The sequence below is a fragment of the Hyphomicrobium sp. CS1GBMeth3 genome, from assembly GCF_900117455.1.
GTDB lineage: Bacteria > Pseudomonadota > Alphaproteobacteria > Rhizobiales > Hyphomicrobiaceae > Hyphomicrobium_C.
This window is the reverse complement of record NZ_FPHO01000003.1, coordinates 2083719-2106067: the sequence shown is the minus strand read 5'-3', so window position 1 is coordinate 2106067 and position 22349 is coordinate 2083719. Positions and strand designations below refer to the sequence as shown.

General features: G+C 66.3%; 17 protein-coding genes. 3 read left to right on the top strand and 14 right to left on the bottom strand.

Annotated elements, in window-relative coordinates; translation table 11 throughout:
• Positions 1-13 precede the first annotated feature (13 nt).
• The 3 genes from CS1GBM3_RS17265 to CS1GBM3_RS17255 all read left to right on the top strand — a co-directional run bounded on the left by CS1GBM3_RS17265 (position 14) and on the right by CS1GBM3_RS17255 (position 3973).
• Positions 14-1825, top strand: coding sequence for an aminopeptidase P family protein (locus tag CS1GBM3_RS17265; RefSeq protein WP_072396796.1), 1812 nt, complete (start codon positions 14-16; stop codon positions 1823-1825).
• Between the two features lie 262 nt (positions 1826-2087).
• A complete protein-coding gene (locus CS1GBM3_RS19990; RefSeq protein ID WP_210186221.1) occupies positions 2088-3305 on the top strand; it encodes a VOC family protein in 1218 nt (405 codons plus the stop codon).
• 221 nt (positions 3306-3526) lie between these two features.
• Positions 3527-3973, top strand: coding sequence for a hypothetical protein (locus tag CS1GBM3_RS17255; protein ID WP_072396794.1), 447 nt, complete (start codon positions 3527-3529; stop codon positions 3971-3973).
• Between the two features lie 10 nt (positions 3974-3983).
• On the opposite strand, the gene ligA is transcribed toward CS1GBM3_RS17255, so the two are convergent.
• From ligA to CS1GBM3_RS17185, 14 genes are all read right to left on the bottom strand, one after another.
• A complete protein-coding gene (gene ligA, locus CS1GBM3_RS17250) occupies positions 3984-6110 on the bottom strand; it encodes an NAD-dependent DNA ligase LigA (protein ID WP_072396793.1) in 2127 nt (708 codons plus the stop codon).
• 98 nt (positions 6111-6208) lie between these two features.
• Positions 6209-7066, bottom strand: a complete 858-nt coding sequence (locus CS1GBM3_RS17245; RefSeq protein ID WP_072397624.1) for an outer membrane protein assembly factor BamD — start codon at positions 7064-7066, stop codon at positions 6209-6211.
• 272 nt (positions 7067-7338) lie between these two features.
• Positions 7339-8286: a UDP-3-O-acyl-N-acetylglucosamine deacetylase gene (lpxC, locus tag CS1GBM3_RS17240; protein ID WP_072396790.1), complete on the bottom strand. Its 948-nt coding sequence runs from the start codon at positions 8284-8286 to the stop codon at positions 7339-7341.
• Positions 8287-8540: 254 nt separating this feature from the next.
• The gene (ftsZ, locus tag CS1GBM3_RS17235; protein WP_072396788.1) at positions 8541-10316 is read right to left on the bottom strand and encodes a cell division protein FtsZ; all 1776 of its coding nucleotides are present in this window, start codon (positions 10314-10316) and stop codon (positions 8541-8543) included.
• Between the two features lie 88 nt (positions 10317-10404).
• Positions 10405-11667, bottom strand: a complete 1263-nt coding sequence (gene ftsA, locus CS1GBM3_RS17230; protein WP_072396786.1) for a cell division protein FtsA — start codon at positions 11665-11667, stop codon at positions 10405-10407.
• A gap of 14 nt (positions 11668-11681) precedes the next feature.
• Positions 11682-12581: a cell division protein FtsQ/DivIB gene (locus CS1GBM3_RS17225; protein ID WP_083567715.1), complete on the bottom strand. Its 900-nt coding sequence runs from the start codon at positions 12579-12581 to the stop codon at positions 11682-11684.
• The gene (locus tag CS1GBM3_RS17220) at positions 12548-13510 is read right to left on the bottom strand and encodes a D-alanine--D-alanine ligase (protein ID WP_072396782.1); all 963 of its coding nucleotides are present in this window, start codon (positions 13508-13510) and stop codon (positions 12548-12550) included. The genes CS1GBM3_RS17225 and CS1GBM3_RS17220 overlap by 34 nt, the downstream gene beginning before the upstream one ends.
• Before the next feature lie 82 nt (positions 13511-13592).
• Positions 13593-14558 (bottom strand): UDP-N-acetylmuramate dehydrogenase, encoded by a 966-nt coding sequence (gene murB, locus CS1GBM3_RS17215; RefSeq protein ID WP_072396780.1) that lies wholly within the window; start codon positions 14556-14558, stop codon positions 13593-13595.
• Between the two features lie 10 nt (positions 14559-14568).
• On the bottom strand, positions 14569-16014 hold the full coding sequence (gene murC, locus CS1GBM3_RS17210; RefSeq protein ID WP_072396779.1) for a UDP-N-acetylmuramate--L-alanine ligase: 1446 nt from the start codon (positions 16012-16014) through the stop codon (positions 14569-14571).
• Between the two features lie 75 nt (positions 16015-16089).
• On the bottom strand, positions 16090-17205 hold the full coding sequence (murG, locus tag CS1GBM3_RS17205) for an undecaprenyldiphospho-muramoylpentapeptide beta-N-acetylglucosaminyltransferase (protein WP_072396777.1): 1116 nt from the start codon (positions 17203-17205) through the stop codon (positions 16090-16092).
• On the bottom strand, positions 17202-18380 hold the full coding sequence (locus CS1GBM3_RS17200) for an FtsW/RodA/SpoVE family cell cycle protein (protein ID WP_072396775.1): 1179 nt from the start codon (positions 18378-18380) through the stop codon (positions 17202-17204). Before CS1GBM3_RS17200 ends, murG begins: the two co-directional genes overlap by 4 nt.
• Positions 18377-19771: a UDP-N-acetylmuramoyl-L-alanine--D-glutamate ligase gene (gene murD / locus CS1GBM3_RS17195; protein WP_072396774.1), complete on the bottom strand. Its 1395-nt coding sequence runs from the start codon at positions 19769-19771 to the stop codon at positions 18377-18379. Before murD ends, CS1GBM3_RS17200 begins: the two co-directional genes overlap by 4 nt.
• Positions 19772-19791: 20 nt before the next feature.
• Positions 19792-20874 carry a phospho-N-acetylmuramoyl-pentapeptide-transferase gene (gene mraY, locus CS1GBM3_RS17190; RefSeq protein WP_072396773.1) on the bottom strand — a complete coding sequence of 361 codons (1083 nt, stop codon included), beginning with the start codon at positions 20872-20874 and terminating at the stop codon, positions 19792-19794.
• A 59-nt stretch (positions 20875-20933) separates the two neighbouring features.
• Entirely contained in the window at positions 20934-22331 is a 1398-nt protein-coding gene (locus CS1GBM3_RS17185; protein ID WP_072396772.1) for a UDP-N-acetylmuramoylalanyl-D-glutamyl-2,6-diaminopimelate--D-alanyl-D-alanine ligase, read from the bottom strand.
• Positions 22332-22349: the final 18 nt, after the last annotated feature.

The window sequence follows — 22349 nt, the reverse complement described above, 5'->3', positions numbered from 1 at the left end:
TCAAGGACCGCTCATGTTCCAGACCTTCGATGCCCCTTCCGATGCCCCCGCGATCCCCGAGCGGATCAAGCGGCTGCGCGCCCTCATCGCCGACGAAGGGCTCGCGGCGCTCATCGTGCCGCGCAACGACGAGCACCAGGGCGAGTACGTTGCGCCGGGCTCGGAGCGGCTGCGCTGGCTCACGGGCTTCTCGGGTAGCGCGGGTGTCGCGGTCATCACGCGGCGCCAGGCCGGGCTCTTTGTCGATGGGCGCTACACGGTGCAGGCGCGCGCCGAATGCGGCGGCGGGACGTTCGACTTTCCCGGGCTTGCCTCGACGGCACTGCCGGGCTGGCTCAAGGCGAAGCTCAAAGCAGGCGACGTCGTCGGGTTCGACCCGTGGCTGATGACGGCAAGCGCGATCCAGTGGCTGACCGGACAGCTCGCCGGCAGCGGCATCACGCTGAAACCCACCCGGCGCAATCTCGTCGATGTGATCTGGGGCAAGGAGCGTCCCGGCGCGCCGGATGGCCCCGTGGTGCCGCATCCGCTCAAGTATGCCGGACAGTCCGCCGAGCAGAAGATCGCAGCCGTGCAGAAAGGTCTCAAGGCCGCAGGGCAAGACGCGGTGATCCTGACGGCACCGGATTCCATCTGCTGGCTTCTCAACATTCGCGGCCGGGACGTGGCGCACAACCCGGTCGTGCTGGCTTTTGCCATCGTACCGGTGACGGGCAAGGCAGAGCTGTTCGTCGCGGCCGAGAAGGTCACGCGCGAGGCGCGCGCGCATCTCGACGGTGTCGTGAAGATCTCGCCGCCGGCGGCGCTCAAGACGCGCGTGCAAGCGCTGCGGAAAGCAAAAAAACGCGTACGTTTCGATCCCGACCGAGGGGCATGGTGGTTTTCGCGCGCACTCGGCAAGAGCGCCGTGCGGGGAGGTGACCCTTGCGTTCCGCTAAAGGCGGTCAAGAACGCGACCGAGATCAAGGGCGCCCGCATTGCCCACGTGCGCGATGGCGCCGCGGTGGTGCGCTTCCTCGTCTGGCTCGACCGGGCCCTCGCGGATGGCGAAACGATCGACGAGATCGGGGCCGTGCGCGCGCTCGAGGAGCAGCGCGCAGGGAGTCAGGCGCTCAAGGAGATCTCGTTTGATACCATCTCGGGCAGCGGTCCGAACGGCGCCATCGTGCACTATCGCGTGACAGAGGCAACCAACCGGCGCCTGAAGCCTGGCGAGTTGCTCCTGCTCGATTCCGGCGCGCAGTACCTCGAAGGCACGACGGATATCACGCGCACCGTTGCGATCGGCACGCCGACGCAAGAGATGCGCGAGCGGTTCACGCTGGTGCTCAAGGGGCATATCGCCATCGCCACGGCGCGCTTTCCGAAGGGCACGCGCGGCGTCGACCTCGATCCGTTCGCGCGCCGCGCGCTCTGGCAGCATGGCCTCGACTACGAGCACGGTACCGGCCACGGCGTCGGGAGCTATCTCTCTGTGCATGAAGGGCCGCAGTCGATCTCGCGCGCGGGCATGGCCGTCATCGAGCCGGGCATGATCATCTCCAACGAGCCTGGCTACTACAAGGAAGGCGCCTACGGCATCCGCATCGAGAACCTGGTGCTCGCAACCGAGCCCGACGTTCCGGACAGCGGCGAGCGCGAGATGCTCGGCTTCGAGACCTTGACGCTGGTGCCGCTCGACCGCCGCCTGATCGACACGGCGCTGCTCACGGCGGACGAGATCAGTTGGATCAACATCTATCACGCCCATGTGCGCGAGGTGATTGGCCCGGAATTGGATTCGCCCGCCCGGAAGTGGCTCGAAGCGGCGACAAAACCGCTCTGAAACTTTTCTCCATTCAGCGCAAAAACCCTGTCGAAAATCCTGTTTTTTCGGGATGTTGGCGCGCGCCTGCACGTGGCCCGTCGTGGCTACAATTCGATTTCTTCATTTTCTTCAACGCGTCAGGCGATTTTTCTATTATCATTTATCATCTCTTGATTCGGGCGTGTTGCGGCCCAGCGCGGCATTGCCCCTGACGACTTCCCGATCGTGCGCCTGGCGTGCGGCGCCCTTTGGGGCTGCAATTTAGAATTTGGAGCGTTTCATGACCGCGAGCAGCACTCTGCCCGCTCCAAACCTCATGCCCTTAATGCGCTACCGCGATCTCGCGGAAGCAATGGGCTGGCTCGAGGGGGCATTCGGTTTCGAAAAGCAGATTGCCGTCTCGGACAGCGACGGCTCGGTCATCTATGGCCAGATGACCTATCGCGGCAGCCTCATGATGATGGGCGCCGTTCGCGATACCGATCTCGACAAGCTCATGCGCCAGCCCGACGAGGTGGGCGGGATCGAGACGCAGAGCTGCTATCTCGTCGTCGACGACGCGGACGCGCATTACGCGCGCGCCCAGGACGCCGGTGCGGAGATCGTGCTCGAGCTCAAGAGTGACGGGCTCGGCCGGCGTGGTTATTCCTGCCGCGATCCGGAAGGACACATCTGGAATTTCGGCACGTACAATCCCGGTAAAGGGCTGACCATGACGGTCGCCGCTCCGCTCGCCGCGGCGGAGGAGGAGGAGCCCGAAGACGACATCGAGCCGGCGCCACGCCGTGGGCATCGCATGCTCATGGGTATCGTTGGATTGATCGCCGCGATCGGTGTTGCGGGCTGGTGGATGACACCTGCCGGAGAGGGCAGCCTCACCCAGCGTATCGCCACGATCGCCGGCCATCAGTCCGCGATCGAAGCCGAGCGCGCCTATGCGGAGCTTGCCAAGGTACGGGCCGAGAAGCGCAAGGCAGAAGAGGCGGCGGAAGCATCCAGCGCGGCGCTCGAGACCGAGCGGGCGCGCCGGCTCGCTCTCGAGACGAACTCGGGCAGCGCCGTGGACAAGCTCGCCGAGCAGGAGCACGCACGGAAGACCGCGGAGAAGGCCATCGCGACGCTGAGGGACGAACTCGAGCGTACGCAGGACGAGCTCGAGCGGGCTGTCGAGGCCAAGCGGATCGCCGAGGAGAAGCTCGCGGTCAAATCGGCAGCCCAGCCCGCTGCTCCGGCACCCGATGCGCAAAGCACGGCCGCGGCTTCTCAGCAGAGCATGCCGGCGCCGAGCAATATCGAGACCTCGGCTACGCGCCCGGCAGCCGAGGAGATATCCGATCGCGATGAGGACGACGAGGCCGAGGCGCGGATCCCAAACCAAAAGGCAGACCGGCCCCGCGCGCGCGTCGTCCAAAAGCGCAGATATGTCGCGCGGAAAAAACTTCCGAACTACGTGCTCGATATGCGCGGCGTCTGGCCCTACGAGAGCTGGTCGAACTGAACCGCGGCGGGCGGATGCTTGCCGCTTGAGCCAGCTCAATTTCGAGTCTGCTTTTCCTGTTCCTGTCGGAACAGCGCCGCTTCCTTTTCTTCCGCACCTTTCGTGACGCATGTGTTGCAGGTGCCGCAAACGCGGCGCCGCAGCCTTGTTCGACCGTGTGGCCTCGCCTGATGCGCGGCACCGGCTCGGAGCCTTGCGAAACGACAGAAAGGAACGCGGCCATGTCCTCGAAATCCTCAACGCTCTTCCTCAGCGTGCTGATCGGCGCAATCGGCCTACCAGCGAGTTTCGCCGCGGCGAACCCTTATGGAAGCGGGCACGGAACCGCGGCCGTGCAGCAGGCTTCGGACGCCACGGCTGCGCAGAAAAAGAGGGCCGCCGCTCTCGCCCTGAAGAAGAAAAAGCAGCAGCAGCGATCTGCGACGGCGGCAGCGGTTCGGGCCAAGAAGGCCAAGGAGCTTGCAGCGAACAAGCCGCAGCAGGCGAGCAAAAAGAAGAAATGGTACGAAGACGACCGCGACCGCGGGCTCGACGTGGCGGCCAAGTATGCGCCCGACACCATCGCGCGCGTGCGGGAGCGCAAGCACATCGCCAAGGGCGACACAGTGCGCACCGGCAATGGCAAGACCGGCTGGCAGCATTATCTGGACAAGTACTATTCGCGCTGAGCCGACAAGCTCAGCCCTTGATGAGGGCGAGCCATTCGTCCTCGGTCAGGATCGTGACGCCGAGCTTTTGCGCATTGGTGAGCTTGGAGCCGGCGTCGGCCCCGGCAATCACGTAATCGGTCTTGGATGACACCGAGCCCGACACCTTTGCGCCGAGCCGCTCGGCCTGCGCCTTGGCCTCGCTGCGCCCCACGCGTTCGAGCTTGCCCGTGAAGACGACCGTCTTGCCCGTGACTGGCGAGGAAACGGCCGCCGGGCGCTCGTAGGGGCTGGGGCTGACATACTGCAGCAGATCGTCGAGGGCCGCGACGTTGTGCGGCTCGGAGAAGAAGTCGACGAGCGCGTCGACAACGGTCTCTCCGATACCCTCGATATCGTCGATATCGCGGTAGGCCTCGCTGTCCTTGCCATCCCGCGCCGCGGCCTCGGCGGCGGAGCGGAACGCCTCGAAGGTGCGAAACGCCCTGGCGAGATCCTTGGCCGTCGTTTCACCGACGTAGCGGATGCCGAGCGCGAAGATGAAGCGGTTGAGCGCGATCGCGCGGCGGGCCTCGATGGCGCGAAACAGCTTCTCGACCGACTTCTTGCCGAAGCCCTTACGCTCGGCGAGCGGTGCCGCGCTCGCCTGGTCGCGCGCTTCAAGAGTGAAGATATCGGCCGGCTGGCGGATCAGGCCCTCCTCGAAGAACAGTTCGATCTTCTCCTCGCCGAGGCCCTCGATGTCGAAGGCAAGGCGCGAGACGAAGTGCTTGAGGCGTTCCTTGGCCTGGGCCGGACAAATGAGGCCGCCCGTACAGCGGCGCACGACGCCACCGGCGCCGGGACTTTCGTCCGCTTCGCGCACGGCGTGGCTGCCGCATACGGGGCAGACTTTCGGGAAAACGAAACTCTTGGCGCCAGCGGGCCGCTTCTCGACGAGCACGCGCACGATCTGCGGGATGACGTCGCCGGCGCGCTGGACCACGACGGTATCGCCGATGCGGATGTCCTTGCGCGCGATCTCGTCCTCGTTGTGCAGGGTCGCGTTCGAGACCACGACACCGCCCACGGTCACGGGCTCGAGCTTCGCGACGGGCGTCAGCGATCCCGTGCGGCCGACCTGGATTTCGATGTCGCGCAACACCGTCACGGCCTGCTCGGCCGGGAACTTGTGGGCGATGGCCCAGCGCGGCGAGCGCGATACGAAGCCAAGGCGATCCTGGTAGTCGAGGCGGTTCACCTTGTAGACGACACCGTCTATGTCATAGCCGAGGGACGCACGTCGCTCCCCGATCTCGCGATAGAAGGCCAGCATTCCGTCAGCGCTCTCGCAAACCCGCATCAACGGATTGACGGGCAGGCCCCAGTTCGCGAACGCCTCGACCATACCCTTCTGCGTGTCGGCCGGCATCTCCGACATCTCACCCCAGGCATAGGCGAAGAAGCGCAGCGGCCGCGACGCCGTAATTGCTGAATCGAGTTGGCGCAGCGAACCGGCCGCCGCATTACGCGGATTCGCGAATACCTTACCGCCGCTCTTAGACTGGGCGGTATTCAACTGGGCGAAGTCGGCGTGGCTCATGTAGATCTCGCCGCGGATCTCGGCGACGGACGGCACCTTCCTGCCGGCGAGCTCCGCCGGGATCTCGAGGATGGTCCGTACGTTGGCGGTGACGTTCTCGCCCTCGGTGCCGTCGCCGCGCGTTGCGGCCTCGACGAAGTGCCCGTCCTGGTAGCGGATCGAGATCGACAGACCGTCGATCTTTGGCTCGGCCGTGATCGCCAGCGAGTCGTCAGCCTTGAGCGACAGGAAGCGGCGAACACGCGCTGCGAACTCGGCCACCTCCTCGTCTTCAAAGGCGTTGCCGAGGGACAGCATCGGCACACGATGGCGTACCTTGGCGAAGGTCTCGGCGGCGGGCGCACCAACGCGGTGCGAGGGGCTATCGGCGCGCGCGAGCTTCGGGAAACACGCCTCAATGGCGTCATTGCGACGGCGCAGCTCATCGTAGTCTGCGTCGGAGATCTCCGGCGCGTCGGACTGATAGTAGAGCTGGTCGTGATGTTTGATCTCGGCGGCCAAGCGCTCGAGCTCGGCGGCAGCCTCGCGCTCGCTCAGCTCGGAGACGGGGGGGAGTTTTGCCTGCTTCCTGGCCATGACGGCTACATAGCGGATAAGCGATGCGGACGCACGCTCAAGCAATCGGTCGCGAAATGGAGGTTAGTAAGAAGAAACCCAGGATTTCTGTTTGAGCCTCAGCCCGGGCCGCCGAGGGAGAACTTCGGCACCGCCTTCCAGGCCTTCGTGATCCAGGAATCGTTGCTCTGCGACGGTGCCAAGCCGTCGCTCTGCAGGAGCGCGTAGGCGTCCCTGTACCACTTCGACTGCGGGAAGTTGTGGCCCAGCACGGCCACGGCCGTCTGCGCCTCGTTGGTGACGCCGAGCGCCATGTAGCACTCGGTGAGGCGCATCAACGCCTCCTCGACGTGAGCCGTCGTCTGGTAGTCCGTCACCACCGTCTTGAAGCGGTTGATGGCCGCGACGTAGTTCTTTTCGTTCATGTAGTAACGGCCGACCTCCATCTCGGAGGCCGCGAGCGTATCCTCGGCGATGCGGATGCGGTTGTCCGCGTCGCGCGCGTAGCTGCTGTCGGGATAGCGCTCCTTCAGAATGCGGAGCTGGTCGAGCGCCTTGCGCGTGGCTTGCTGGTCGCGGTTGGCGGTCTTGATGTCGTCGAAGTACGAGGACGCGATGATGTGGTGCGCGAGGGGCGCGTCCTTGGTGCCGGGGTGCATGACAGTGTAGCGCTCGGCGGACGCAATCGCCTCCGGCGTCTTGCCGGCCTTGTAGTATGCGTAGGCCGCGAGCACGATGGCGCGGCGCGCTTCCGCCGAATAGGGATGCGAGCGATCGAGATCCTCGAACTTCTTCGCCGCTGCGTCAAAGCTTCCCTTGTTCATCAGGGCATCGGCGTCGGCGTACATCTTCTCGGGCGGGTCGGAATTGAGGATGCTGGTGGCATCCGACGAGGATGCGCAGCCGCCGAGCGCCAGCGCGGCGCCGCCCATGGCACAGCAAAGAAAGGCCGTGGCCCAACCCGGCGTCTTGCGCATCAAATTGGCGTACTCCCCAGTCGACAAGCCGACCACGCCGGCTGCGGCGCTCGATCAGGCTCTAGCATACTCCAGAGCGGGTCTGAAGCCGCCTCGCCCCGCAACACGAGCCCTTCCACCGTAAGTTCACAATGTGGTTGATGTGAGGCCCGAGCGCTGTCTCCAGCACAGAAGCACACGGAAAGCGGCTGGATAAACAAGCGCTTGCCTCGACCTGTTGATGGTCGAGGCTCAGCCTACTGACGACGCAGCGCGTGAAGAAGATGTTGCCGTTACTCGGCGGCGACGGCGACGGCGACCGGCGTGTGCACGAAGGGAACCGTGCGGGGCTCGCGGACGCGCGGAGCCTGCACGATGGACCAAGCCGAGCTGTCCTCGAGCAGCTTCTGCAGCACCAGCGAGTTGAGGCGATGGCCGCCCTTGACCGAGCGGTAGGCGCCCAGAATGGGGTGGCCCGAGAGGCTGAGGTCGCCGACGGCGTCCAGCATCTTGTGGCGTACGAACTCGAGCGGGTCGCGCAGGCCTTCGCGGTTCATCACGCGATCATCGCCGATGGCGACGGTGTTGGTCAGGTTGGCGCCGAGGGCGAGGCCGGCCTTCCAAAGGCGCTCCACGTCGCTCATGAAACCGAATGTGCGGGCGTTGGCCAGCTCGTTACGGAAAACGCCGGGGCTCATCTCAAGAGCCAGACGCTGCTGACCAATGATCGGCGACGGGAAATCGATCTCAACGTCCAGGTGGAAACCGGAGTGCGGAGACAGCTCGCCCCAGCAGCCACCTTCCTCGACGCGGATGGTTTTCAAAACCTTGAGGAAACGGCGCGGAGCGGGAAGCTCGCGGATACCGACCCGGTCGATCGCCTCAACGAACGGCGCCGAGCTGCCGTCCATGATCGGCACTTCCTTGCTGTCGATCTCGATGAGGCAGTTGTCGATCTGGAGGCCGCGGAGGGCGGCGAGAAGATGCTCGACGGTGGAGACGGTCGTGCCGTCCTCGTTACCAATGACCGTGCAGAGCGTGAGATTCTTGACGTTGCAGACTTTAGCGGGGATCTCGGCAGTCACGCGACCGCGTTTCATAACCACAAAGCGGAGGCCAGTATCAGCCCCTGCCGGATGCAGGGTGACCGAAACTGGCGCTCCGCTGTGCACCCCCGTGCCGTGGACTTGGATCCCCTGAGCGATCGTCGTCTGTCGCGCGCCAATGAATCGATTCGACATGCTGCGCCGTCCCTCGATATCTTTTTGGCGACCCACCCTTACGGGTAGTCTGCCACCCCACCCCGATCGTTCGCCCCGCTCACCTCAATCCCCGTGACGACTGCCGTTTGGGCAGTCAGGTGAAGCGGTTGTCTGTGCGAAACCGTCGTTGTTAAGAAACGATAGCCCCCGTCCCTTCGTGGTACAAATCACGCTTTCTTACGTTGTGTTACGTGCAAAGCGCGCCCGGGAAGAGGCGAGGGCGGGTGGCCGCCCTACTTGCGTCTTTCCTTGAAAAATACAGGAATTTCAGAGGCTTGGTTTTCACGCGCATGCGGATCAACTGCATGCGGATAGTCGGGGTTATGGTGACGCTCGCCGCCGGCCGCTGAAGCTGCACGCCTTTGATCCGCGTAGGGATCGTGAGACTCACGTTGGCGCGGCACCGAATCATTGGCCCCACGGACGCGGCCGGTGATGCGCTCGAACAGCCCCAGGCGCCGCCTGGGCTCGGCCTGCCGCGGCAGGTACTGGCCGTGGGTCGGATGATACGCCTGCTGAGGCTGCGCGTAGGCAGCCTCGTGCCCGTCGTCCTGGTGGTGGTACGGCTCGGCCTCGTGCGGATAAGCGGCGGGATCCGGCATGCGCTGCGACGGCGCCATCCCGCGGCGAACCTCCGAGGGCGGCTGCGGCGTAAACGCGCCATCTTGGTCGTGAGCCTGGGGAACGGTCTTGGGCAGCGGCGGCGGCGTCGCGGGAAGCTGCGGCGGGCCTTCCTCGATCATGACGTTGCCCGGTCCTCTCCACGGCCCGCCCTGGCTGCGATGGGCATCCTGCGGCGGGGCTCCGCGGCCACGCGGCGCAGCCTGCGGCACGGGCGGCGGACCGCCGGCCGAGCTGCCGTGCTGGAGGGCCTCGCTCAGGCGCTGCTGCAGATCGTGGACGCCGCTGCGATGGTCGCGCGTGTCGGGGATGAAGCTTCCCTGCGAGCGCGCCTGCTGCTCTGCGGCGTGCACAGCTTCGGCGGCCTTCATGCCGCGCGACCAGTCCTCGGCAGGCGCAGGCGGCGCACGCTCAATCTCGCCAGGGCGTGTCATACCGGAAGCCACGATGGAGACGCGAATGCGATCCCCAAGCGCGGCGTCGTAGGTGGCGCCGACGATGATGTTGGCTTCGGGATCCACTTCCATGCGGACGCGGCTTGCAGCCTCGTCGACGTCGTAGAGTGTCAGATCCGGGCCGCCCGTGATCGAAAGCAGAAGCCCCTTGGCGCCGCGCAGCGACACCTCGTCGAGCAACGGATTGGAGATCGCCTCCTCGGCAGCAATCGTGGCGCGGCGCTCACCCGCAGCTTCGCCGGTACCCATCATGGCCGTGCCCATGCCCGTCATGACGGTGCGCACGTCGGCGAAATCGAGATTGATCAGACCTTCCTTGAGGATCAGATCGACGATGCAGGCGACGCCCGAATAGAGCACCTGATCGGCCATCACGAAGGCTTCCGAGAACGTCGTCTTCTCGCTCGCGATGCGAAACAGGTTCTGGTTCGGGATAACGATCAGCGTGTCGACAAAGTTGCGCAGCTCGGCAACGCCCGCCTCGGCGATGCGCATGCGGCGCGCGCCCTCGAACAGGAACGGCTTCGTCACGACGCCAACGGTCAAAATACCGAGCTCGCGCGCCACGCGCGCGATGACGGAGGCTGCGCCGGTCCCCGTGCCGCCGCCCATACCGGCGGCGATAAAGACCATGTGCGAGCCTTTGATGTGGTTACGAATATCCTCGATGGCTTCTTCGGCCGCGGCCTCGCCGATCTCGGGGCGGGAGCCGGCCCCGAGGCCTTCGGTCAGCTCGGCGCCGAGCTGAATTCTATACTCGGTGCTCGCAGCAGCGAGTGCCTGGGCATCCGTGTTCGCGACGATGAAATCGACCCCGGAGAGGCCGGTCGCGATCATGTTGTTGACGGCATTGCAGCCGGCTCCGCCAACACCGACGACGGTGAGCTTTGGCCTCAGGTCCGTGATCGGCTGGTGCTGACCTGTGATGCTCAATTTCGCCCCCGTTCACGCGAGGGAGGTGCCTTTGCAGCGCGGCTCCCCGGCATCTCGCACCAACCCGGCCCTTCGCCGAGCGCTTCGCTCAAAATCCTTCTCGCAACCACGAGCCCACCCGCTTCAGATAGCTCTCCGGCTCAGCATCGCGGTTGCGGTAAACCCGCCGACCGGCTTCCCCCTGCGTTTCCGCAACGAGCAACCCGACGACGGTCGAGAACGCGGCACTCGAAAGCGCAGGTGGCAATCCGGGGATCGCCTGCGGTCCTGCTACGCGCACCGGCCGCCCCAACTCAGCGGCCAACAAATCACCCAAACCAGTCAACTGGCTGGCGCCGCCCGTCAGCACGAGGCTGCGGCCGGCATAGGACGTCATCTCGCTCTCGTCCAAGCGTTGCCGGATGTAATGGCCAATGGCCGTCACACGCGGCCGGATGACCTCGGCAAGCTCGGCCTTCGTCATGTGGAACAAGATGCCGTCATCGTCGCCGGCGGACGGATACGTGAAGGCATCGTGCTCATCAGACGGAGCGCAGACCACTGTGCCATAAAGCGCTTTGATTCGCTCGGCTTCCGCAAGGGGCGTATGCAACGCGCGAGCGATGTCGAACGTGATCTGGGTGCTGCCCATCGGGGCAGCGCAGGCATGAACGAAGCGGTCCTCGGCGAACATGGCGAGGCTCGTCGTGCCGGCGCCGATATCGACGACCGTGACACCGAGGCGGCGCTCATCCTCGCTGGCCACCGCCAGGGCGCTGGCGTACGGGGCCGGCACATGGCTCGCGACCTCAAGGTAGCAGCGCCCGACCACCATCATCAAATTACGCAGCGGCGCCTCGTCGGCGGTGACGGCGTGCAGGTCGAACGCCAGCTCACGAGCCGCCATGCCGCGGGGGTCGCGGAAGCCCGGCGTGCCATCGAGGCGCAGGGCGACCTCGTTCATGTGCACCAGCGCGCGGCCGCCTTGCTCGACGTAAGCCTGACCGGCGGTCATCAACCGGCGGACGTCGGCCTCGCCGACGACACCATTCGGAACATCGACCCGGGCGGTGAAGTTGTGCGACTTGAGGCGCCCGCAGGACACCGCGACGTGGACCTCGGACAGCTCTATGCCGGCCATGCGCTCGGCTTCCGCGATGGCCGAGCGAGCGGCTCCTTCGGCGCGGTCGAGGTCAATGATGACGCCGCCCTTGACGCCCTCGGCACGCTGCTGGCCGGCGCCGATCACGCGCAAACCTGCAGCAGGCCCCACCTCGGCGATCAGGCAGGCAATCTTGCTCGTGCCGATGTCGAGGACACCCGTTACGCGCCTCGACCCGCCAGTCCGCCGCTTTGACTTTTCCCGCGCCATGCTGCCCCTCTGCTCTATGAGCCGGTCTCGGTGGGCGTACCTGACGGCGCATTTGCGTCAGGCTCTGGGCGGATGGCGACGCGGCCGGGGCCGCGGAAATCGAGCGTCGTACGGCCTGAAGACACCAGATTGGCAAGGCCTGCGTCACGCGTGAGTTCTTCGAGGGCGCCAACCTCGTCGTCGGCGGGGAGTTCGAGCGTGGTGGCGTTATCGAGCTTGAGCCGCCAACGGCGCTCCGAGACGCGTTCAGCTTCGGTGAGGCGGGATGCAACTTCGGGATAGCGAGCAATTGTATCCAGCAGAGATGCCGCTTCCGAAGCTGCTCCTTCTCCGGCGAAGCGCGGCAGATCCGGCAGCGCGTCGCGATTGACTGCGCCGAGAACACGGCCCGTCTTGTCGATCAGGTAGAAGCTGCCCGTGCGCGACCAGAGCGCATACGGCTTGCGTTCGGTAACGCGGATATCGAGGCCTCCGGGATAGACGCGCGTGATCTCTGCGGTGTCGATCCAGGGCAGGCGCTCGATGCGCGCTTTGACGGCGGCGGTATCGAGCGCGCCGAACGTGCGCACGTTGCCGAGGTCAAGCGCGTCGAACACATCGCGGTCGTAGCTGAAACGATGGCCGACGAGGGTGACCTGGTCGATGCTGAAACCGAGCGTGCGCGCGATACGCTCCTTATCCGGCACGTAGCCTGTCTTGCGGAGCGTTTCCTCTGCGGCGCCAAGGGCGAGACCGATCGCGAGCGCGCCGATCAACAGGCGGGCTCGGCTCGGGCGCAGGCCGAGGAAAGCCGCCGCCTTGCGCGGCGCGGGCTTCAAGTCGTGACTGGGTGCATGCCGGGCTGCGCTCTGTGCCCCGCGTCGTGTCGTCCGGTTCTGGCCTACCTCGAACAACTCGCGTCCTCGACGATCCATCGCGCGAGCTCGCCAAACGACCAGCCCGCATATGCCGCCAGCTCGGGAACCAGCGAGGTCCCGGTCATGCCCGGCTGCGTATTCACCTCAAGGCAGATCAGCTCGCCGGTCCCCCCTGCCGTGTCGTCGAAGCGGAAGTCCGCACGCGACACACCACGACAGCCGAGCGACGCATGGGCCGCCAACGTGTATTTCCGGATCGATTGGTAAACATTCGGTAAAAGTTGTGCCGGCAGCTCGTGGCGCGAGCCGCCCGGGGCGTACTTGGCCTCGAAGTCGTAGAAGGCCAGCCCCTTCTCGGGCACGATCTCGATCACCTCGGTGACGAAGTCGCCGATGACGGCGCAGGTGAGCTCGCGCCCCGGGATGAAGCGCTCGACCATTACGGTCTGCTCGGCCGGGCCACCGTCGCGGATCAGCCGCGCCCAATCGTTGGTGCCGTTGCGAACAATAACGACGCCGACGCTCGAGCCTTCGTCGACGGGCTTCACGACATACGGCGGCGGCAAAGCGTGCGCGGTTGCAGCCTCTTCGCGCGTGACGAGCCTCGCGTCGGCGACGGGAACGCCGGCGGCGCGCATCACCGTCTTGGCGTTCTCTTTGTGCATGGCGAGCGCCGACGAAAGGACGCCCGAATGCGTATAGGGAATCGCCATCGTCTCCAGGATGCCCTGGATGCAGCCGTCCTCGCCGAAGCGGCCGTGCAGCGCGTTGAAGCAGACATCCGGGCGGACTTCCCCAAGGCGGGCAGCAACGTCGCGTTCGGCGTCAATGCGCGTCACGCGATAGCCCTCGCCTTCGAGCGCGGCTGCGACGGCCTCGCCGGAGCGCAGGCTGACGCTGCGCTCCGCAGATAGGCCGCCCATCAGCACCGCCACGTGTTCGAACGTGCGCTTCGGCGCCTCGCCGAGGGTGTTTCCGCTCTTCATGCTCCAACACCCTCGGCCTTTTTTTGATCGTGCTTCCGGTCGGAAAACCAGTGACCACTTTTCCGGAAGCACTCACTATTCGTCATGAGTCCACGGCCTCCGCCAGCGCCTCACCCACCGGGCGGCCTTCCTTGGGTAACCCAAGACGGATGATTTCCCATTCGAGCGTCACGCCCGCGTTCGCCTTGACGCGCGCACGCACTGTCTCGCCGAGGCGCTCGATGTCCTCGCCGGTGGCGCTCTGGTTGTTGATCAGGAAGTTGCAGTGCTTCTCCGAGACCTGCGCGCCCCCGACGCGGAAGCCGCGACAGCCGGCGTCATCGATCAGCTTCCAGGCGCTGTTGCCGGGCGGGTTCTTGAACGTCGAGCCGCCGGTGCGCTCCTTGATCGGCTGGTTCTGCTCGCGATAGTCGGCGACCTCTTCCATGGCGCGCAGGATGTCGGCCGGCTCGCCGGGCGTTCCCTGGTACAGCGCCTCGGTGAAGATCCAGTTGGCCGGTACGCCACTGTGACGATAGGTGAAGCCCATACCCTCGAGCGTCAGCATGTGGATGTTGCCATCGGGGTCAACGGCACGTGCCTCGACTAGCACGTCCTTGGTCTCGGAGCCGTGGGCGCCGGCATTCATGCGCAACGCGCCGCCGATGGAGCCGGGGATGCCGCGATAGAACGCGAGCCCCGCGATGCCGGCGTCAGCCGCGGCGCGCGCCACCTTCACATCGGGCACGGCGGTGCCGGCGCGTAGCCTGTGATTTGGCTCGACCTTGATCTCGGAAAACCCGCGGCCCAGGCGAATGACGACACCAGGCACGCCGCCGTCGCGCACGAGTAGGTTCGAGCCCAGGCCGATGACGAAAGCGGGCAGGTCCTTCGGCTTGTGCTTCAGGAAGTAGGCAAGGTCGGCCTCGTCGGCCGGCGTGAAGAGCACTTGGGCCGGGCCGCCGGCGCGGAACCACGTGATGTCTGCCAGCACGACGTTGGCCGCGAGCCGGCCGCGCAGCTCCGGCATGCGCTCGCGCAAATCTGCAGTGATGTCGGGAAAGCTCATGGCGAACCGATCACAGTGCGCTGCCGGCGCCGGCGCGGCGGGGCTCTGCCGCCTCCAGCCAGGCGGGAAGCGCGTGCGCCCATTCGGTCGAGTTGCCCGCGCCGAGCACGATCACGGTATCGCCCGGTCGGCAATGACGGTGGATCAGAGGCACCAGCTCGTGCGGGTCGTTGACGGTGGCGACGGCCCCGTGCCCCGCGGCGCGAATGCCGTCCGCAAGCGATCGCGCGTCGATGCCGTCGATCGGCGCCTCGCCTGCGCTGTAGAGTGGCGTCACGACCACGCTGTCAGCGGCGCGGAAACACGCCGAAAATTCGCGGAAGAGGTCGCGCACGCGAGTATAGCGATGCGGCTCGACCACGGCCATGATGCGGCCGCGGGCGCCGGCGCGCGCCGCTTCGAGAACGGCTGCGATCTCGGCGGGGGGATGGCCGTAGTCGTCGTAGACGTCGACGCCGTTCCAGGTGCCCGTGAGCTGGAAACGGCGCTTCACGCCCGAGAAGGCGGCGAGACCCGAGCGGATCACGTCGTCGGGGATGCCTGCTTCGGCCGCGACGGCGATGGCGGCGAGCGCATTCAGCGCGTTGTGGTGGCCCGGCATCGGCAGTGCCCAGCCGCGAATGGCGCGCGCGCCGCCCGCGACGCGCGCCGACAGGTCGGCGTCGATCAGAATGGCGTGGCCGTCGCTCACGACGTTGCGCAGCACGAGGTCGGCTTCCTCGCTCTTGCCGTAGGTCAGAACCGGGCGGCCATCGCGGCGCAGCCCAAGGCGGCTCACCATCTCGCGAGCGACGGGATGATCGATGCAGGTGACGACGAGCCCGTAGAACGGGATGTTGCGGAAGAAAGCCTCATACTCGCGGTGCATAACCTCGACCGAGCCGAAATAGTCGAGATGCTCGGGATCGATGTTGGTCACGACGCCGATCTCTGTCGGCAAGCGCGTGAAGGTGCCGTCACTCTCGTCGGCCTCGACGATCATCCAGCGGCCCTGGCCGAGGCGCGCATTCGAGCCCCAGGCGTTTATGATCCCGCCGGTGATGACAGTGGGATCGAGACGAGCGGTCTCGAAGATGGTGCTGATCAGCGACGTGGTCGTCGTCTTGCCGTGGGTGCCGGTGACGGAGACCGTCGCGTAAAGGCGCATCAGCTCGGCCAGCATCTCGGCGCGGCGGATGATGGGCAGGCCCTTGGCGCGAGCTGCTTCCAGCTCCGGATTGTTCGGCTTCACCGCCGTCGAGATGACGACCTGGCGGGCGCCCACGAGATTGATGGCATCGTGACCGACGAACACACGCACGCCCTTGGCGCGCAGGCGACGCACGTTGGCGCTCTCCTTCTGGTCGCTGCCTTGGACATCATAGCCCTTCGCGAGCAGGATCTCGGCGATGGCGCTCATGCCGATGCCGCCAATGCCGATGATGTGAAACGGCCCGATTTCGCGGGGCATCTGCATGCGTTTACGTCCTATGTCTGCCAAGTCGCGCTTGCACGTCGCGGCGATTGGCCTGGTCCTTCCTGAGCGCGGTGCTCATGCACGATCCTTGCCGACCACGTCCTCGACGAGATCGGCGAGCAACGCCACGGCGCCCGCTTGGCCCTGGGCCTTCGCTTTGGACGCCGCCACCCCCAACAGCTCCGGTTGCTCGAACAGACGTGCGAGCTCCGTAGCCAGGCGCTGCGGAGACAAGTCCTTCTGCTCGATACACCAACTGCCCCCCGATTCGGCAAGATTGGTCGCGTTCTCAAGCTGATCACTGTCGAGAGAATGCGGCAAAGGTACGAGGATCGACGGGCGGCCGATGACAGCCAGCTCGGCCACGGACGAGGCGCCTGCGCGCGCAATGACCAGGTGGGCTTCTGCGAGCTTCTGCGGCAAGTCTTTGAAAAACGGTGCGATCTCGGCGTCGATGCCGGCTGCGGCGGTCTGCTCCGTGACGGCTGCGACGTCTTCCGGCCGCGCCTGCTGCACGAGCTTCAGGCGCTTGCGAAGAGGCTCCGGCAGGCTCGCGAGCGCGGGCGGTACGGCCTCCGAGAAAAAGCGGGCGCCCTGGCTGCCGCCGAACACGAGGAGCCTTAGCGGGTCTTCGGGCCCGAGTGGCGGGTATGGAATTTTGGCCGCCTCGATGACGACATCGCGCACCGGGTTGCCGGTGAAGCGGGCTTTGTCCGCGAGCTCACCGTCCAGCTTTTTCGTCTTGCGGAACGAGGTCGCGACGGCGGCGGTACGGGACGCAAGCGCGCGGTTGGCGCGCCCCAGCACGGCATTCTGCTCGTGGATGATCGCCGGGATGCCCAGGAGACGGGCAGTCAGCAGCGGCGGGATGGTCGGATAGCCACCGAATCCGATGACCGCGCCCGGCTTCAGCTCGCGGAGCAGCGTCCGGGCTTTCAGGACGCCGCGCAGCAACGTGAAGCCAGCACGCGCGAGCGCGATCGGGTTCTTCTTGCTGCCGGGCGTGGCGGACGGGAGCTGATAAACCGCGCGCGCCGGGAAGCCCGTGCCGTAGCGATCGCCGCGCATATCGGTCACGAGGTCGACGGCGTGGCCGCGGCGGCCTAGCTCCTCGGCCAGCGCGAAGGCCGGAAACAGATGCCCGCCGGTACCGCCGGCTGCGAGAAGGATCGGGGGCGGCTCACGCGTCACGTTCTGGTCTCACCGGTGGCTCCGAGGCTTGGCAGGCTCGGCATCAATGGGGGCTTTTTGAGGCGGTCGGCGTCGGCGCGGCGCCGTGTCAGGGCGAGCAGCATGCCGAGCGTCAGCGACACGGCGAGCATGGAGGAACCGCCCGCCGAGAGAAACGGCAGCGTCATGCCCTTGGCCGGCAGCAGGCCGACGTTGACGCCCATGTTGATCAGAGCCTGGAAGCCGAACATCAGCGCGAGGCCGACGACGGCAAGGCGGGTCGGCAGCTCCGGCTCGCTTTCGGCGTGGCGCAGCGCGCGCAGCACGATGAATGCAAAGAGCGCAAGCAGCGCGAGGCAGGCGAGCGCGCCGTACTCCTCCGCGACGACGGCGAAGATGTAGTCGGTGTGGGCATCGGGCAGCGCGGTCTTGATGGTGCCTTCGCCGGGACCGCGGCCGAGGAAGCCGCCTTCGACGAACGAGCGGATGGCGCGGTCGCCCTGGCTGAAGTCTCCGGTCTGCGGATTGAAGAAGCGATCGATGCGCTGCGTCACGTGCGGAAAATAGAGGTACGCGCCGTAGAGGCCGACGCCGCCGAGCAGCACGGCAACCGCCGTCCCGCGCAGCATGACGCCCGAGACGAACAGCATGACGATCCAAACGCCCGTGACCAGCAAGGTCTGGCCGACGTCGGGCTGCACGACGAGCAGCCCCGCCATCAGCAGGAACAGGAGGAAGGCGAACGTCAGCGCCGGCATGTCCGGCCTGCGGCGCGACTCGGCCAGAAGCCAGGCCGCAACGACGACGAAAGCGGGCTTCGCGAACTCCGACGGCTGGATCGAGTGGCCCTCGATCGTCAGCCAGCGGCGGGCCCCGTTGATCTCCTCTCCGGTGACGTAGACGGCGATCAGCCCCGCCATTGCGACGGCGAGCACGAGCAGGGACAGGCGGCGTACGTGGGCCGGATCGAGCAGAGAGACCGCGAGCATCAGCATGACGCCCGCCACTGAGAACACGACGTGGCGCTCGACGAAATAGTAGGCGTGGAAGCCCTTCTTGACGGCCACGGCGGGGCTCGCCGCGAGCGACAGCACGATGCCGACGGCGACGACGATCATGACTGCGGAGAGCAGCACGTGATCGACGGTGAACCACCATTCGGACAAGCGGCTGCGGTCGGCGCGAGAGAACTTCATGAGCCCACCTCTTCGGGCGCCAAAGCGGCCACGAGCGCCTTGAAGGCGTCGCCGCGCACCTCGAAGTTGCGGTATTGGTCGTAAGAGGCGCAGGCGGGGGACAGCAGGACGACGGCCTCGGCTCCGGCTGCGCGTGCAGCGGCGGCGGCGCGGCGCACAGCCACGTCCAGCGTGCCGCAACGCTCATGCGCGACCGCGTCGCCGAAGGTCGCGGCGAATTCCTCCGACGCTTCGCCGATCAGATAGGCTTTGGCGACGCGCGGGAAATATGGGGCAAGCGTCGTGATGCCGCCCGCTTTCGGCTTGCCGCCTGCGATCCAGTAGATATTTTCGGGGAACGAGAGCAGCGCTTTTTCCGTCGAGTCTGCGTTCGTTGCCTTGCTGTCGTTGATGAAGTCAACCGAACCGATGCGGCGCACGACCTCGAGGCGATGTGCGAGACCAGGGAAGCTTCTCAGTGCGGCCTGGATATCGCCGTTCTCGCGAAAGCGCGCGGGCAGCGCTTCGACTGCCGCCAACGCGGCAGCGGCGTTCTGCCAGTTGTGGCTCCCGCGCAGGGTCGCAATGCCCTTGAGGTCGGCGCGCAGGGTTTCGCCGTCGTAGAGTTTCGCGTCCCGCGCGTAGATGCCGTTTGCGACAGGGCCTTGCACCGAGATGCGCCGCACGGTCGGTTTACCGCGCGCCTCCAGCGCCGTGGCGATCGCGGCGCACCAAGCATCGTCCACGCCGACGACGGCCGTTTCCCGTGCCTCTTCGACGAGGCACCGCTTGACCTCGGCGTAGTGCTCGACGGTGCCGTGGCGGTCGATGTGGTCGGGCGTGATGTTGAGCAGAATGGCGACGGTCGGGTTGGCGCCGGGCGCGAGATCGATCTGGAAGCTCGACAGCTCGAGCACGTGAATGCGGTTCGCGACCGGCGGCTCGAGCGTCAGCACGGCGCGGCCGATGTTGCCGCCCATCTGCACATCGTTGCCGAACTCGCGCAGGATGTGAGCGACGAGGGCCGTCGTGGTCGACTTGCCGTTGGTGCCGGTGATGGCGATGACCGGCGCGTCCGGGCAAACGGCGGCACGCTCGCGGAAGAAAAGCTCGACATCGCCGATCACCTCGACGCCGGCCGCTCTCGCCTTCTGAACTGTCCAATGCGGCTCGGGGTGCGTTAGCGGCACTCCGGGCGCCAGGACCAGGGCGGCAAAGTTCGACCAGTCGGCGGTTGCGAGATCGACCAGGGTCGCGCCAGCATCCCCGGCGCCCTTGCGCCCCGCCTCGCTGTCGTCCCACGCGGCCACGCGCGCGCCGCCCTCTTCCAGCGCGCGAATGGTGGCGAGACCGGAGGCGCCGAGCCCGAAGACGGCGACCGTCCTCTCGTTGAAGGTCGTCACGCGAATCATGGGCGCAAGCGTAGCTCAGTTCAGCGGAGCTTCAGAGTGGCGAGGCCGATCAGGGCCAGGATCACGGCGATGATCCAGAAGCGCACGACGACCGTGCTCTCCTGCCAGCCCTTCTGCTCGTAGTGGTGGTGCAGTGGGGCCATGCGGAAGACGCGCTTGCCCGTCAGCTTGTAGGAAGTGACCTGGATGATGACCGATAGAGTCTCGAGCACGAACAGGCCGCCGACGATGGCGAGCACGATCTCGTGCTTGGTCGCGACCGCGATCGCGCCAAGCGCGCCGCCCAAGGCCAGCGAGCCGGTGTCGCCCATGAAGATCATGGCGGGCGGCGCGTTGAACCACAGGAAGCCCAAGCCAGCGCCGATCAGGGCGCCGCAGATCACCGCCAGCTCGCCGGTGCCGGCGACGTGGTGGATCTGCAGGTAGCCCGCGAATTTCGCGTTGCCGATCAGGTAGGCGATGAGGCCGAAGGTTGCAGCGGCGATCATCACCGGCACGATGGCGAGGCCGTCGAGGCCGTCGGTCAGGTTGACGGCGTTGCCGGCGCCCACGATCACGAACATGCCGACGACCACATAGAGCGCGCCGAGGTCGATCAGGAACGTCTTGAAGAACGGCAATGCGAGCTTGCCGGCCAAGTCCGGCGTCGAAAGATCGACGATGAGGTAGACGGCGATAGCCGCAACCAGCATCTCGAGGCCAAGCCGCGCTTTGCCGCCGAAGCCGCTCGACTTCTGCTTCGTGACCTTGAGGTAGTCGTCATAGAAGCCGATGCCGCCGTATGCCAACGTGACCAGGAGCACGACCCAGACATAGGCATTGGAGAGGTCCGACCAGAGCAGCGTCGCGACGGTGACGCTCGCAAGGATCATGAGGCCGCCCATCGTGGGAGTGCCCTTTTTCGCGAAGTGAGACTGCGGACCGTCCTCGCGGATCGGCTGGCCCTTGCCCTGCTTCAGGCGCAACACGTCGATGATGCCAGGGCCGAACAACAGAACGAAGAGGAGCGCGGTGAATATGGCGCCGCCGGTGCGGAAGGTGATGTAGCGGAAGACGTTCAGGATACCGATCTGATCGCTGAAGCTCACGAGTTCGTAAAGCATGTCATCCCTTCCCCCCGCTCTGCGACGCTCCCCGCTCCGCGCGTCTCACCTTGCCGCACTCATGTTCCCCTCAAGGCCTCGGCGAGCGGTCCCATGCGGCTCCCGTTCGACCCCTTGATCATCACCACGTCACCCGGCGCCAGCGCCGCGAACAGCGGGTCGCGGAGCTCCTGCGACGACGGCGCCCAAGCACCCTGCCGGCTCGGCTCGAGGGCAGAGAAAAGATGCGCCATGTTCGGCCCACAGGCAAAGACCAGATCAGTACCCGCAGCGTCAACAGCTTCCTTGAGGGCGACGTGGTGGGTTTTCTCGTATTCTCCAAGCTCCAGCATATCGCCAAGCACGGCAATCCGGCGCCTGAAAGCGTCCCGCGGCACGGTGCCAAGCACGGCGAGGGCCGCCCGCATGGAGGCCGGATTGGCGTTGTAGCTCTCGTCGATCAGGAGAATCCGGCCGCCCTGGAAGGAAAGCTCGGTCCGCGTGCCGCGGCCGGGCGGCGGTGCGAGCGCCGCAAGCGCGGGCAGTGCTTCGTCGAGATCGCCGCCTGCGGCGTCGATTGCGGCAGCAACGGCCAGTGCGTTGCGGGCGATGTGGATGCCCGGCACAGCGACGCGCATGTGGACCTGGCGGCCGCCGACATCGACTTCCATGACCGTCCCCTCGGATGAGAGCTCGGCCACCTTGGGACGCACGTCGGCGCGCCCATCCTGGCCGAAGGCGACGACGCGGGCGCCTCTCGCCTCGGCACGTCGGCGCAGCAGCTCGAAATGCGGATTGTCGCGGTTGATGATGGCGGTGCCTCCCGGCTCGAGGCCGGTGAAGATCTCGGCCTTGGCCTCGGCGATGGCCTCGACACTTGGGAACTGCGCGAGGTGCACGGGCTCGACCGTCGTTATGATGGCCACGTGCGGGCGCACCAGGGCGACGAGCGGCGTGATCTCGCCGGCGTGGTTCATGCCGATCTCGAAAACGCCGAAGCGGGTCGTTGCGGGCATGCGAGCCAGTGTCAGCGGTACGCCCCAGTGGTTGTTGAACGACTTGTCGGCGCCGTGCGTCGGACCGAGGCGCGATAACGCGGCGCGCAGCATATCCTTGGTGCCGGTCTTGCCGGCGCTGCCGGTGACTGCAATGACACGCGCCTCGGGCGCGAGACGCGCGCGCGCCGCGCGGCCGATGTTCTCCAATGCCGACAGCGTGTCGCGCACGCGAATCAGGGGGCCGTCGTTCGGGCCGGGCTCGTAGGCTTCCGACACGAGCGCCGCCGCGGCGCCCGCTTTGAATGCCGCGCCGACGAACGCGTGGCCATCGCGCTGATCCTTCAGAGCGACGAACAGATCGCCCGGAGCGAGCGTACGCGTGTCGATCGAGATCCCCGCAATCGGCCGGCCATTGGCGCGCTCGGCGCGTCCTTTGGCGGCAGCAACGAGGTCCTCAGACGTCCACAAGTTTTCAGGCATCGGCCGGGTCACATGCGC

Coding starts and splice junctions, on each gene's coding strand:
- CS1GBM3_RS17225 (WP_083567715.1), bottom strand. CDS start 12,581: ATGGATCGTCGAGGACGCGAGTTGTTCGAGGTAGGCCAGAACCGGACG.
- CS1GBM3_RS17220 (WP_072396782.1), bottom strand. CDS start 13,510: ATGAAGAGCGGAAACACCCTCGGCGAGGCGCCGAAGCGCACGTTCGAA.
- CS1GBM3_RS19990 (WP_210186221.1), top strand. CDS start 2,088: ATGACCGCGAGCAGCACTCTGCCCGCTCCAAACCTCATGCCCTTAATG.
- CS1GBM3_RS17185 (WP_072396772.1), bottom strand. CDS start 22,331: ATGCCTGAAAACTTGTGGACGTCTGAGGACCTCGTTGCTGCCGCCAAA.
- murB (WP_072396780.1), bottom strand. CDS start 14,558: ATGAGCTTTCCCGACATCACTGCAGATTTGCGCGAGCGCATGCCGGAG.
- mraY (WP_072396773.1), bottom strand. CDS start 20,874: ATGCTTTACGAACTCGTGAGCTTCAGCGATCAGATCGGTATCCTGAAC.
- murC (WP_072396779.1), bottom strand. CDS start 16,014: ATGCAGATGCCCCGCGAAATCGGGCCGTTTCACATCATCGGCATTGGC.
- murD (WP_072396774.1), bottom strand. CDS start 19,771: ATGATTCGCGTGACGACCTTCAACGAGAGGACGGTCGCCGTCTTCGGG.
- CS1GBM3_RS17200 (WP_072396775.1), bottom strand. CDS start 18,380: ATGAAGTTCTCTCGCGCCGACCGCAGCCGCTTGTCCGAATGGTGGTTC.
- CS1GBM3_RS17245 (WP_072397624.1), bottom strand. CDS start 7,066: ATGCGCAAGACGCCGGGTTGGGCCACGGCCTTTCTTTGCTGTGCCATG.
- CS1GBM3_RS17265 (WP_072396796.1), top strand. CDS start 14: ATGTTCCAGACCTTCGATGCCCCTTCCGATGCCCCCGCGATCCCCGAG.
- ftsA (WP_072396786.1), bottom strand. CDS start 11,667: ATGGCGCGGGAAAAGTCAAAGCGGCGGACTGGCGGGTCGAGGCGCGTA.
- ligA (WP_072396793.1), bottom strand. CDS start 6,110: ATGGCCAGGAAGCAGGCAAAACTCCCCCCCGTCTCCGAGCTGAGCGAG.
- CS1GBM3_RS17255 (WP_072396794.1), top strand. CDS start 3,527: ATGTCCTCGAAATCCTCAACGCTCTTCCTCAGCGTGCTGATCGGCGCA.
- lpxC (WP_072396790.1), bottom strand. CDS start 8,286: ATGTCGAATCGATTCATTGGCGCGCGACAGACGACGATCGCTCAGGGG.